General features: G+C 62.8%; 10 protein-coding genes and 1 pseudogene. 5 read left to right on the top strand and 6 right to left on the bottom strand.

What is annotated here, in order from left to right; genetic code table 11:
- Window positions 1–5: 5 nt before the first annotated feature.
- The 5 genes from PLD_RS05005 to PLD_RS04985 are packed head-to-tail and all read right to left on the bottom strand — an operon-like array spanning window position 6 to window position 4,876.
- A complete protein-coding gene (locus PLD_RS05005; protein ID WP_159890405.1) occupies window positions 6–1,028 on the bottom strand; it encodes a polysaccharide biosynthesis/export family protein in 1,023 nt (340 codons plus the stop codon).
- 22 nt (window positions 1,029–1,050) lie between these two features.
- Window positions 1,051–1,695, bottom strand: coding sequence for a CpsD/CapB family tyrosine-protein kinase (locus tag PLD_RS05000; protein ID WP_159890403.1), 645 nt, complete (start codon window positions 1,693–1,695; stop codon window positions 1,051–1,053).
- 1 nt (window position 1,696) lies between these two features.
- The gene (locus PLD_RS04995; RefSeq protein ID WP_159890401.1) at window positions 1,697–2,449 is read right to left on the bottom strand and encodes a sugar transferase; all 753 of its coding nucleotides are present in this window, start codon (window positions 2,447–2,449) and stop codon (window positions 1,697–1,699) included.
- 58 nt (window positions 2,450–2,507) lie between these two features.
- Window positions 2,508–3,527 carry an NAD-dependent epimerase gene (locus PLD_RS04990; protein WP_159890399.1) on the bottom strand — a complete coding sequence of 340 codons (1,020 nt, stop codon included), beginning with the start codon at window positions 3,525–3,527 and terminating at the stop codon, window positions 2,508–2,510.
- The gene (locus PLD_RS04985) at window positions 3,524–4,876 is read right to left on the bottom strand and encodes a UDP-glucose/GDP-mannose dehydrogenase family protein (RefSeq protein ID WP_159890397.1); all 1,353 of its coding nucleotides are present in this window, start codon (window positions 4,874–4,876) and stop codon (window positions 3,524–3,526) included. The genes PLD_RS04990 and PLD_RS04985 overlap by 4 nt, the downstream gene beginning before the upstream one ends.
- Before the next feature lie 637 nt (window positions 4,877–5,513).
- Here PLD_RS04985 and PLD_RS04980 point away from each other — a divergent pair.
- Window positions 5,514–6,815, top strand: a complete 1,302-nt coding sequence (locus tag PLD_RS04980) for an OprD family porin (protein WP_159890395.1) — start codon at window positions 5,514–5,516, stop codon at window positions 6,813–6,815.
- Window positions 6,816–6,968: 153 nt separating this feature from the next.
- On the opposite strand, the pseudogene PLD_RS30585 reads toward PLD_RS04980, so the two are convergent.
- Window positions 6,969–7,046 (bottom strand): annotated as a pseudogene (locus PLD_RS30585) (hypothetical protein); the annotation flags it as partial.
- A 439-nt stretch (window positions 7,047–7,485) separates the two neighbouring features.
- Here PLD_RS30585 and PLD_RS04975 point away from each other — a divergent pair.
- From PLD_RS04975 to PLD_RS04960, 4 genes are all read left to right on the top strand, one after another.
- On the top strand, window positions 7,486–8,499 hold the full coding sequence (locus PLD_RS04975; protein WP_159890393.1) for an AraC family transcriptional regulator: 1,014 nt from the start codon (window positions 7,486–7,488) through the stop codon (window positions 8,497–8,499).
- Window positions 8,500–8,757: 258 nt separating this feature from the next.
- Window positions 8,758–10,422, top strand: a complete 1,665-nt coding sequence (locus PLD_RS04970) for an AMP-binding protein (protein ID WP_159890391.1) — start codon at window positions 8,758–8,760, stop codon at window positions 10,420–10,422.
- Between the two features lie 14 nt (window positions 10,423–10,436).
- On the top strand, window positions 10,437–11,198 hold the full coding sequence (locus tag PLD_RS04965) for an SDR family NAD(P)-dependent oxidoreductase (protein WP_159890389.1): 762 nt from the start codon (window positions 10,437–10,439) through the stop codon (window positions 11,196–11,198).
- A 12-nt stretch (window positions 11,199–11,210) separates the two neighbouring features.
- On the top strand, window positions 11,211–12,401 hold the full coding sequence (locus tag PLD_RS04960; protein WP_159890387.1) for an acetyl-CoA C-acyltransferase: 1,191 nt from the start codon (window positions 11,211–11,213) through the stop codon (window positions 12,399–12,401).
- The last annotated feature ends 1 nt before the right edge of the window (window position 12,402 follow it).

Genomic DNA, 12,402 nt, shown 5'->3' with positions numbered 1-12,402 from the left:
GGAACTCAGTTGTTGTTCGTTTCTTTGTTGTCGACGCGGTAGCCGAAGCTGAACCCGACACCCTGGAACATGATCACGTCCGCCAGCTGCTTGCTCAGGGCGCCGGCCTTGGCCAGGCGGGTCTTGGGCACGTAGAGCATGTCGTCCGGCTGCAGATAGGCGAACTGCAGGGCCTTGCCGTCCAGCGCCGCATCGGCGTCATAGACCCGGGCTTCGACCTGATTGCCCTTGCGCCGCATGATCACCACCGAATCCAGGCGCGCGGTGGGGCCGGCGCCCTTGGCCAGGGTCAGGGCTTCGAGCACCGAGACCGGCCGGCGGATCGGGTAGGCCCCGGGCTGGCCGACCTCACCCATGACGAACACTTCATTGGCCGCGGTGCTCTTGAGCAGGACATCGACGCTCACTGACCCGACTTCCTTGGCGTAGCGTTGGTTGATCAGGGTCTGCAGCTCGCTCAGGCTCTTGCCCTGCAAGGACAGGCTGCCCAGCAGCGGGAAGCTGGCACGGCCGTCGGAGCCCACCACGATCTCGCGGCTCAGGCCGGTGGCCGGGTTGGTCAGGCTGGTGCGCAGGTTGTCCAGCTGGGCCATGGCGTGGGAGATCGAGAAGGTGATCTGCGGCTTCTTCAACACCTTGGCGTACTGGGCTTCCAGAGCATGGCGCGCCTGTTCGGCGGACAATCCGGCGACTTGGACATTGCCCACATACGGCATGTCGATGCTGCCATCGGGCAACACCAGCTTGCTGCCACCCAACTCCGGCGCGGTGAGAAAACCCACGTCCACCTGATCGCCGGGCTGCACCTGATAGCGCTGCTGGCTGGTGGTGCCGATGTGGAAAATCACATCGAGCACGTCCTGCGGGCGCAGCACTTGTTCGATGGGCATGACTTCGGTGAGTTGGGCCTGATCGGCCGGCGCGCTGAGGATCTGCACCGGCATCTGCAGTGGCTCGCGGTTGGCGCAGCCGGCCAGGGTCGCCAGCACCAGCGACAGGCTCAGCAGAGAGAGGCTTGGCTTATTCATGGTTACACGGTCCTTGTGCCGGTCAGAGACGGTCATAAACCCACTTGGGCATGTAGTACTTGCGGGCGTTGAACACGCTGCCGATCAATTTTGCCTCGGCCTGGATCAGGCGTTGGGCGGCGGCCTGGGCCACTTCCCAGCGGGTTTCTTCGCTACGCACCACCAGCACCACGCCGTCCACCTGAGTGCTCAGGGTGAGGATGTCGCCGCTGCTGTAGACCGGGTCGCCGTCAATGATCACGAAGCGGTATTGCCTGGTGAGCATTTGCAACTGCTCACGCAGCAGTTCCGGGGTCAGACGCTCGGCGTATTGCTGGCGCCGGCCCAGGGGCAGGAAGTCGAAATCCTGCCCGGTGTTGGTGTCGATGCACGCGCTCAGGCTGGGCGGAACATCGGCCAGGACCAGGTCAAGAAAGCCGGCGCGTTCGGCCATGTCGAGGCGCCGGGTCAGGCTGTTGTCCGACAGGCTGGTGTCCACCAGCAAGACCCGGCCGCGACTGTTGCGCGCCAGTTCGCTGGCCATGCTCAAGCTGCTGCTGGTGATGCCGCTGCCGCGGTTAGCCGCGGTCAGCAGGATCACCCGCAGTTCCTGGTCGAGAACAGTCACGGCCAGATTGCTTTCGCTGGGGCTCTGGATCTTCAGACTGGCAAAGGTTGCTGCCGCCATTTCAACTTGCTCCGTGGCCGTTGAGGACCTTGAAAGGGGTTTTGATCAGAATCTTCAGGTCGAGCCAGGGGCTCTGCTGGAAGATGTAGGTCATGTCGAGGGTGACGCGGCCGTCGAAGTCCACGTCGCTGCGCCCGGACACCTGCCACAACCCAGTGATGCCGGGGTAGATGCTCAGGCGACCGAGGTGGTGTTCCTTGTAGGTCTGGGCGTGGAACGAAGTCGGGCGCGGGCCGACGATGCGCATCTGGCCCAGCGCTACATTGATCAGGTTCGGCAGCTCGTCGAGGCTGGTGCGCCGCAGGAAGCCGCCGATCCCGGTGATGCGCGGGTCGCGGTCGATCTTGAAATCCACCGAGTCCGCCCCGTGCTTGTTCAGGTGGCGCACCGAGTCCTTCAAGGCTTCGGCGTTGACCACCATGGTGCGGAATTTGTACATGCCAAAGCGCCGACCGCGAAAACCGGTGCGCAGTTGTACGAAGAACACCGGGCCCGGACTGGTGAGCTTGATCAACAGGGCAACGCCCAGCAGCACCGGCGACAGCAGCACCAGCAGCACGATTGCCAGCAACGCCGAGGTCAGGCGTTTGCTGCGTGACAAGGTCCAGGGACGACCGCCGTTGCGGCCGCTGATCCAGCCATGCTGCTGCAGCTCGATGGCGGCTTGTACCTTGCGACGAAACGGATCGTTGCGCCGGTCGATGCGCGTCGGCGCGGGCGCCTCGGTTGCAGGCGATGAGAGTGATCTTTCCATATCCACCGGAAATACTTCCATTGCAAAGGGTTGGTCGAAAACCGTACGCGGCGTTGGCTCAGGACGCGCCGCTGGGGTAGTAGCTCTGGTACCACTGGACAAAATTCCTCAAGCCTTCCTCCAGGGTTACCTGGGGGCCGAAGCCGGTGAGGTTTTCCAGAGCGCTGACGTCGGCGCAGGTGTTGAGCACATCGCCTGGCTGCAGGGGCAGGTATTCCACCTGGGCCTGGCGGTCGAGGAGCCTTTCTAGGGTCGCCACGTAGTCTTTGAGCTCCACCGGACGCTGACCGCCGATGTTGAACAGGCGCCAGGGCGCCATGCTGGTGGACGGGTCCGGATGCTCGCGGTCCCACAGCGGGTCGTGGGCGGGCGGCTTGTTCAGCAGGCGCACCAGGGACTCGACAATGTCGTCGATGTAGGTGAAGTCGCGTTGGTGCATGCCGTGGTTGAACAGCTTCAACGGCCGGCCCTGGCTGATGGCGTCGGCAAACAGGATCGGCGACATGTCCGGACGTCCCCAAGGGCCGTACACGGTAAAGAAACGCAGGCCGGTGGCCGCTACGCCGAACAGGTGGCTGTAGCTGTGGGCCATCAGCTCGTTGGCTTTTTTGCTCGCGGCATACAACGACAGCGGGTGGTCGACGTTGTCGCTGACCTTGTACGGGGTCTGCTGGTTAGCGCCATACACTGAGCTGGATGAGGCGTAGATCAGGTGTTCGACTGGGTAGCGACGGCACATTTCCAGCAGGTTGAGGAAGCCTGAGAGGTTGCTGTCCAGGTACGCCTTGGGGTTTTCCAGTGAGTAGCGCACCCCGGCCTGGGCGGCGAGGTTGATCACGACTTGGGGCCGGATCTCGGCGAACAGTCGTTCCAGGCCCTCGCTGTCAGCCAGGTCCAGGCGCTGCAGGGGAAAATGCCCCACTTGCTGCTCCACCCAACGCACCCGGTCGTGCTTGAGCCGAGGGTCGTAGTAGTCGTTGAAGTTATCCAGCCCGGTGACCTGGTGCCCATCCTTGAGCAGACGCAGTGCGGTATGGGCGCCGATAAAACCGGCGGCTCCGGTGATCAGGACATTCATGCGCGCAGCACCTCCGGTATGCGGTAGGGCAAACCGATGCTCAGGTAATGCAGGCCGGCGTCCGCTGCCTGTTGCGGGTTGTAGAGGTTGCGGCCGTCCACGATCAGGCGCTCTTTGAGCTGCTCGCGCAGGAGCTTGAAGTCCACCACCCGGAACGCCTTCCATTCGGTGCAGATCACCAGGGCATCGGCGCATTGCAGGGTGTCGTCGCGGGTCGCGCACAAGTGCAGGTCGTCGCGGTAGCCGTACAAGCGCCGGCACTCGGTCATGGCTTCCGGATCGTAGGCGTAGACCGTGGCTCCGGCGTCCCACAACGCTTCCATCAGGTAGCGGCTGGTGGCCTCACGCATGTCGTCGGTGTTGGGTTTGAAGGCCAGGCCCCACAAGGCGATGACCTTGCCCTGCAGGTTGCCGCCCAGGTGCGTGGACAGCTTGCGAAACAGCACGTGGCGCTGTTGCTGGTTAACGTCGCGCACGGTCTTGAGCATGTGCGGTTCCAGCCCGTGGCTCTCGGCGGTATGAATCAGCGCCCGCAAGTCCTTGGGAAAACACGAGCCACCGAAACCGGCGCCGGGGTAGATGAAGTGATAACCGATGCGTGGGTCGGCGCCGATGCCTTTGCGCACGGCGTTGATGTCCACCCCCAGGCGCTCCGCCAGGTTGGCCATTTCGTTCATGAAACTGATGCGGGTCGCGAGCATCGCGTTGGCCGCGTACTTGACCAGTTCGGCGCTGCGGTTGTCCATGAACATCAGGCGGTCATGGTTGTGGTTGAACGGCGCGTACAGGTCGCTCAACTGCTGGCGGGGCAGGTCGTGGGCGCAGCCGATGATGATCCGGTCCGGGCGCATGCAGTCGGCCACCGCCGAGCCCTCCTTGAGGAACTCCGGGTTGGAGACTACATGCACTCGCAGCTCGGATTTGCCCAAGTCCGCCAGTTGCTCGGCGACGGTCTCGATCACCAGGTCGGCGGTGCCCACCGGCACCGTGGATTTGATCACCAGGGTTTTGTCACAGTACATCAAGCAGGCAATGTTACGCGCCACCGCCAGGACATGATCCAGGTCCGCGGAGCCGTCTTCATTGGATGGGGTGCCGACGGCAATGAAAATCACCTGACCATGGCCCACTGCATCGCTGGCCTGGGTGGTGAAGTGCAGTCGGCCGGCCTTTTGATTCTCTTCGATCAGGCTTGCCAGACCCGGCTCGTGAATCGGCGGAATAGAACGTTGCAGTTGGGCGATCTTATGGCTGTCGATATCGACACAGACCACGTTATGCCCGACATCGGCGAGGGCAACTGCTTGCACCAGACCGACATAGCCTGTACCAAAAACGCTGACTTCCAAGGGAACGACCTCGTCCATGATGAGTGTTGGGCGAGCGCATCGCTCACCTTCCGGGAAAGCGCAGCTGGCACATTGCCCTGCTGCGTTCTTTTTTTGACACTACCATAGGCAAGAGACGTTTAATTGACGTTTAGGGGTGATGCATAAATGGCGCGGTCAGTTTTCATTGGTTTTTATTGTGTATAAAAATGTTATAAATCAAATAGATAAGGCTCATTATTTGACTGGTTAGAGAAAGCGTCAAATAGTTGTTTGTGGGTTGTGGTGCTTCAAAAAAACCGACGAACGGTAGATGTGTTCGTTAGGAAACGGGGTGTTCTTGGCCGTTGCCAGCTAATGGAAGGCCGTTGGAAGCACTGGATTTGATTGACTAAACAACCTTTCTTGTCGAATTGAAAAGTGTTGAAAATGATCGACTTTTGCGGTTTGTGATGGCTGAAAACGGTGCGGTAGAAGAGCGTTTTTTCAGGCCCGTCGAGTCAGACTAAAGTCGACTGGGGGGTATTTTGGCGATGTGCCATCATTGTCGGTCATCATTGATTCAATCAATTCAGCCTGTATGCATTGATTTGCAGGGTGAATTTCTCCCTGGGTCTTTCTTTACCGCGCGTCACTGATTTTCTGCTGGAGCTTGTTCATGCGTCCCCCTTTGCCTTTTCTCGATCCGCGCCCGCTGCTGGGCCTTGGAGCTGCGGCCCTGTGCGCAGGTTTTGCCCCGTTGGCCAATGCAGATGGTTTTTTCGTGGACAGCAGCGCCCAGTTGGAATCGCGCACGGTCTACTTCAATCGGGACTTTCGTGACGGTCACAGCAGTGCCGTGCAGGGCGCTTCCAAGCGCGAGGAGTCGGCCCAAGGGTTCGTGCTCAACCTGCAATCGGGCTACACCGAAGGCACTGTCGGTTTGGGGTTGGATGCCTTGGGCATGCTGGGGCTCAAGCTTGATTCCAGCCCGGAACGCAGCAACAGCGGTTTGCTGCCGTCCAGTGGACACGATCCACGGGGTTCTGCGGATCAATACGCCAAGCTGGGGCTGACGGCCAAGGTCCGAGTGTCGCAAACGGTCTTCAGATACGGCGCCCAGCGGCCGGATCTGCCCTTGCTTAAATATAACGATGGACGCCTGTTGCCGACGATGTTCAATGGTGCCGTGCTGACCTCCCGTGAGGTCAAGGACCTGACCTTGAGCGCCGCGCGCCTGAACCGTTACACCGCCCGCGACTCCAGCGATGCCCGGGGCATTCGCCTGCACTGCAAAAACAAGCGCTATGCCTGCAACACCACAGCGGATCACTTCGACACCTACGGCCTGGACTACCGGTTCAATGAGCACTTGAGCGGCCAGTATCACTACGCCGAACTGCAGGACATCTACCGCCAGCACTTTGTCGGCCTGCTGGCCAAGCACCCCCTGGGGCCGGGCGTGTTGAAGGCCGACCTGCGCCTGATCAAGAGCAGCGACACTGGCGCCGAGCGCGCTGGCGGCATTGACCATCGGGCCCTGAGCGGGCTGCTTGGGTATGGCCTCGACGGGCATGCATTCAGTGCCGGCTGGCAACGGATGTACGGTGACAACTCGATGCCGTACCTGGATGGCAGCAACCCGTACCTGGTGAACTACGTCCAGGTCAACGACTTTGCCGCGATCCAGGAGCGGTCCTGGCAACTGCGCTACGACTACGACTTCAAGGCCATCGGCCTCAACGGCTTGAGCTTTCTCACCCGCTACGTCAGCGGCGACCACATCAAGGTGCCGGGGAGCCTGCGCGAAGGGCGTGAATGGGAGCGCGACAGCGAACTCAAGTACGTGGTGCAGAGCGGCACCTTCAAGGACCTGAGCCTGCGCTTGCGCAATGCTACTTACCGCAGCAACTACCAGAAGATCGCCCGTGACATGGACGAAACCCGATTGATCGTCAGCTACAACTTTTCGCTGCTCTGAACCTTGCAGGGCGAAGCCGGGCGATCTCCAGTCAACCCCACAGCGCGCTTGGGATCGCCGCGTCTGCTTCTCGGAATGCCCTCCAAGCCATTCGCAGCCTGCGCCAACGGCTACACAAGCAACGCATGTAGCCGCTGCCGAGCCCCGGCGAGGCTGTGCAAAGGCCCGCAGGGCCTTGCGGGTCACCGCGCCATTGTGGGGCAGGTTATCGCACGACATCAGGGTAAGCGCGTGGCGATGGTCAGGGACGGGGTGCTGAGGGTGATGCCTCTGGGGGGCAGGCAAGTGGTGACGAACGGCGCTTGGGGGCATGGCTTCATCGGTCACTCCTCTTCTGCACCGCTTGCGACCACAGAAGGGCTGTTATTGTTGTTATATCGTGCGTGTGACGGGAAAGAATGTGGGCTGATTACAGCCTTCAAGCGCGATGCAGACAAATCATCCCCGGCACTCGAACCAATACTTTTCTGCACGACTGGTGCTGAGTGATAACGCCCCGGGTGGCTGCTGGTCGGGGATCGTTGCGATTGCCTGGTGTCGGCAGTGAGCGAATCCGTATCGGTTTGACTCCCGGTAGCGGGTGTTCCTTAGCCCAAAGGCCACTGGCTTTTTCCCGGTCACTGCCTAAGATGGCCGTCCTAGTCGTTTGTCCAGGAAACCGTTGGTCCCGATGTCGGAAAAAGACACCATCTCCATGCAACTGGTGCGTGAGGCGCTGCTGCAAAGCTGCGCGCCGGGCGCGGCCACCGATGAGGTGCTGAGCAAGGCCGGGATCGATCCGGCCCACTTGCAGCAGGGGACGGCACGGGTTGCGGCCAGCGCCTATGCGCGGCTCTGGCGCCTGCTGGCGCGCCGCCTGGATGACGAGTTTTTCGGCATGGACCCGCGTCGGCTGAAGTCCGGTAGCCTGGCCTTTCTCTGTCGCTCGGCCATGGCCCAGCCGACCCTGGCCGCTGGCCTGGATTCGATGTTGGGCTTTCTGTCGCTGATGCTCGAGCGCCTGCCGGCGCAACTGGTGGGCCAGCAGAGCCTGGCGGAAATCGTCCTGCTGGAGGAGCACCCACCGGGCCGGGCCTTCAGCTACTTCACCTACTGGATGATCGTCCACGGCGTGGCCTGCTGGCTGGCGGGGCGGCGGATTCCGATCCTGGCCATCGAACTGCGCTGCCCGCAGCCGGATTTCTGCGACGACTACCGGGTGATGTTCTCCGACAACCTGCGTTTTGACCGGCCGCGCACGCGGATGATCATTGCCGCCGACTGCCTGGACCTACCGATCAGGCGTAGCGAGGCGGAACTCAAGCGTTTCCTAGCCCAGGCCCCGGCCAACATCCTGGTGAAATACCGCGACCCTGAGAGCCTGGCCAGTCGCATCAAACAACAGTTGCGCCAGTTGCCGGGGGAGCAGTGGCCGGAGAGCGAAAGCCTGGCCCACAGCCTGTGCATTTCGGCCTCGACCCTGCGTCGGCGCTTGGCCGAAGAAGGCCAGAGCTACCAGGCGCTCAAGGACGGCGTGCGCAAGGAGTTGGCGATTGTCTGGCTGGCCGAACCGCAGATCAGCTTTGCCGAGATCGCCGGGCGCCTGGGTTTTGCCGACACCAGCTCGTTCTACAAGGCCTTTCGCAAGTGGTCCGGCTTCAATCCCGGGCATTACCGCAGCCTGATCCTCAACGACCCGCAATAACCCGGCATCCCCGTGGGAGCCCGCTTGCCGACGAAGAGGCCCGCAGCCTTGCACCGTCGCGGCCGACGCCTGCGCTGACAAGCCGGCGCCTGCAACGATCGCGGAGTCTGCCGGTCTTCAAGGCCGGGGCCGGCTCTTGGCCAAACCGGTCACGCAACTTGATAGCTTTGACCATTGTCCCGCGAGGGCTCTGGCGCCAGTATTTCCCTGATTTTCATGAGGTTCCCATCCTAATAAGAACAGTGAGGGATTCTGGCAATGCGCAACTACCTGTCCGCTACCAACGATTTCAATTATCAGCACACCGTGGATACCGCCCTGGCGGGTTCGCTGTCGGCCCTCAATGCCTGTGTCGAATGCTGCGACCGACATGCATTGCCCGGGCGCATCGCGCTGTTCTGGGAGGGCCGCGACGGTAGCAGCGCCACCTACACCTTCACCCAGTTGCAGGACCAGGCCGCGCGCCTGGCCAATTTCTTCCTGGCCCAGGGGGTAGGCAAGGGCGACAAGGTCGCCGGGCTGCTGCCGCGCAATGTCGAATTGCTGATCACGGTACTGGCCACCTGGCGTATTGGCGCTGTGTATCAGCCGTTGTTCACCGCTTTCGGGCCCAAGGCTATCGAGCACCGCCTCGGCAGTTCACAGGCCAAGGTGGTGGTCACCGACGCCGGCAACCGGTCCAAGCTGGCGGACGTCGCCGACTGCCCGACCATCGTCACGGTCGGTGGCGCCAAGGGGCAGGGCATCGTGCGTGGCGACTTCAGTTTCTGGGCTGAGCTGGAGCAGTACCCGGCCCAGTGCGAGCCGGTGCTGCTGAGCGGCGAAGACCCGTTCCTGCTGATGTTTACCTCGGGCACCACCGGCCCGTCCAAAGCCCTGGAGGTGCCGCTCAAGGCCATTGTCGCGTTCCAGAGCTACACCCGCGACGCCGTGGACCTTCGCCCCGAGGACGCGTTCTGGAACGTCGCTGACCCGGGCTGGGCCTACGGCATCTATTTTGGCGTGACCGGGCCGCTGGGCCTGGGTCATCCCATCACCTTCTACGATGGTCCCTTCACCCTGGAAAGCACCTGCCGGGTGATCAACAAGTACGGCATCACTAATCTCGCCGGTTCGCCCACCGCCTACCGCCTGCTGATTGCCGGTGGCGAGCAGTTCTCCCGCTCGATCAAAGGCCGCCTGCGCGTCGTCAGCAGCGCTGGCGAGCCGCTCAACCCAGAAGTCATCCGCTGGTTCGCCGAGCAACTGGACGTGGTGATCCACGATCATTATGGCCAGACCGAGCTGGGCATGGTGCTGTGCAACCACCACGGCCTGGACCACCCGGTGCATGTCGGCGCCGCCGGATTTGCCTCGCCGGGCCACCGCATCGTGGTGCTGGACGAGGACTACCAGGAACTGGGTGTCGGCCAGCCGGGGATCCTGGCCATCGACCGCCGTCAGTCGCCCATGTGCTGGTTCGCCGGTTACGCCGGGGTGCCGACCAAGGCCTTTGTCGGCGACTACTATTTGAGCGGTGACACCGTCGAGCTGAACCAGGACGGCAGCATCAGCTTCGTCGGCCGCAGCGATGATGTGATCACCACCTCCGGCTATCGGGTCGGTCCGTTCGATGTGGAAAGTGCGCTGATCGAACACCCGGCGGTGGTGGAAGCGGCGGTGGTAGGCAAGCCCGATCCCGAACGCACCGAGCTGGTGAAAGCCTTCGTGGTGCTCAGCGAGCAGTACCGCGCCACCCCGGAGTTGGCCGAGGAGTTGCGCCAGCATGTGCGCAAGCGCCTGGCGGCGCATTCCTACCCCCGTGAAATCGATTTTGTCAGCGATTTGCCCAAGACCCCCAGTGGCAAATTGCAGCGCTTTATCTTGCGCAACCAGGAAATCGCCAAGGCTCAAGAGGCCGCGGCGTCAACAGCTACCGCGTAAACAGGATTGCAACGATGCAGATTGAAAATAAGGTTTTTCTGGTCAGTGGCGGGGCCTCCGGCCTGGGTGCTGCCAGCGCTGAAATGCTCGTCGCCGCCGGCGCCAAGGTGATGCTGGTGGACCTCAATGCCGAGGCCGTGGCGGCCCGGGCCCTGCAACTGGGCTGCCACAGCGTGGTGGCGGACATCAGCCAGGAGGCCGCGGCTGAAGCGGCGGTGCAGGCCACGGTCAAGGCCTTTGGCGGGCTCAACGGGCTGGTCAACTGTGCCGGCATCGTGCGCGGCGAGAAGGTTCTGGGCAAGCACGGCCCCCATGCCCTGGCCAGCTTCAGCCAGGTGATCAACGTCAATCTGATCGGCAGCTTCAATCTGCTGCGCCTGGCCGCGGCGGCCATCGCCGAAAGCGCGGCCGATGCCGATGGCGAGCGCGGGGTGATCATCAACACTGCCTCCATTGCCGCCTTCGACGGGCAGATCGGCCAGGCCGCCTATGCCGCGTCCAAGGGCGCCATTGCCAGCCTGACCCTGCCGGTGGCCCGCGAGCTGGCGCGTTTCGGCATTCGGGTGATGACCATCGCCCCGGGGATCTTCGAAACCCCGATGATGGCCGGCATGAGCGATGAAGTGCGCGCCGGTCTGGCCGCCGGGGTGCCGTTTCCGCAGCGTTTGGGCAAGCCCGCCGAGTACGCCGCGCTGGTGCGGCATATCATTGAAAACAGCATGCTCAACGGCGAGGTGATCCGTCTCGACGGCGCCTTGCGCATGGCCGCCAAATAAGGAGGAACTCTCATGTCCATTGCCCACGATCCGATTGTCATTGTCAGCGCCGTCCGCACCCCCATGGGCGGTTTCCAGGGTGAACTCAAAGGCCTGAGCGCCCCCCAACTGGGGAGCGAGGCCATCCGCGCCGCGGTGCAGCGCGCCGGTATTGCCGCTGACGCAGTAGAAGAAGTGCTGTTCGGCTGCGTGCTGTCCGCCGGTCTCGGCCAGGCCCCGGCGCGCCAGGCGGCCCTGGGCGCCGGCCTGGACAAGGGCACCCGTTGCACCACCCTGAACAAGATGTGCGGTTCGGGCATGGAGGCCACCATCCTGGCCCACGACAGACTGCTGGCCGGCAGCGCCGAGGTGGTGGTCGCCGGCGGCATGGAAAGCATGTCCAACGCCCCGTACCTGCTGGACCGTGCCCGCAGCGGCTACCGCATGGGCCACGGCAAGGTGCTCGATCACATGTTCCTCGATGGCCTGGAAGACGCCTACGACAAGGGCCGCTTGATGGGCACCTTTGCCGAGGATTGCGCCGAGGCCAACGGTTTCACCCGCGAGGCCCAGGATGAGTTCGCCGTGGCCTCCCTGACCCGCGCCCAGCAAGCGATCAAGGACGGTCTGTTCAAGGACGAGATCGTCCCTGTGCACGTGATGATCGGCAAAGAGTCGAAGCTGATCAGTGATGACGAACAACCGCCCAAGGCCAAGCTGGACAAGATCGCCACCCTGAAACCGGCATTCCGCGAGGGCGGCACCGTGACCGCCGCCAACGCCAGTTCGATCTCCGATGGCGCCGCGGCCCTGGTGCTGATGCGTCGCTCCGAAGCCGACAAGCGCGGCCTCAAGCCGCTGGCGGTGATCCATGGCCACGCGGCCTTTGCCGACACCCCGGGCCTGTTCCCTGTGGCTCCGGTGGGCGCCATCGAACGGCTGCTGAAAAAGACCGGCTGGGCCCTGAGCGAGGTCGACCTGTTCGAGATCAACGAAGCCTTCGCCGTGGTCAGCCTGGTGACCATGAGCAAGCTGGACATCCCCCACGCCAAGGTCAACGTGCACGGTGGCGCTTGCGCCCTGGGCCACCCCATCGGCGCCTCCGGTGCGCGGATCCTGGTGACCCTGCTCTCGGCCCTGCGCCAGAAGGGCCTCAAGCGTGGCGTGGCCGCGATCTGCATCGGCGGTGGTGAAGCCACGGCCATGGCCGTTGAATGCCTGTAAC

The organism is Pseudomonas sp. LD120 (assembly GCF_009861525.1).
Taxonomy (GTDB): Bacteria; Pseudomonadota; Gammaproteobacteria; order Pseudomonadales; family Pseudomonadaceae; genus Aquipseudomonas.
This window is presented reverse-complemented; position numbering and strand designations above follow the sequence as displayed.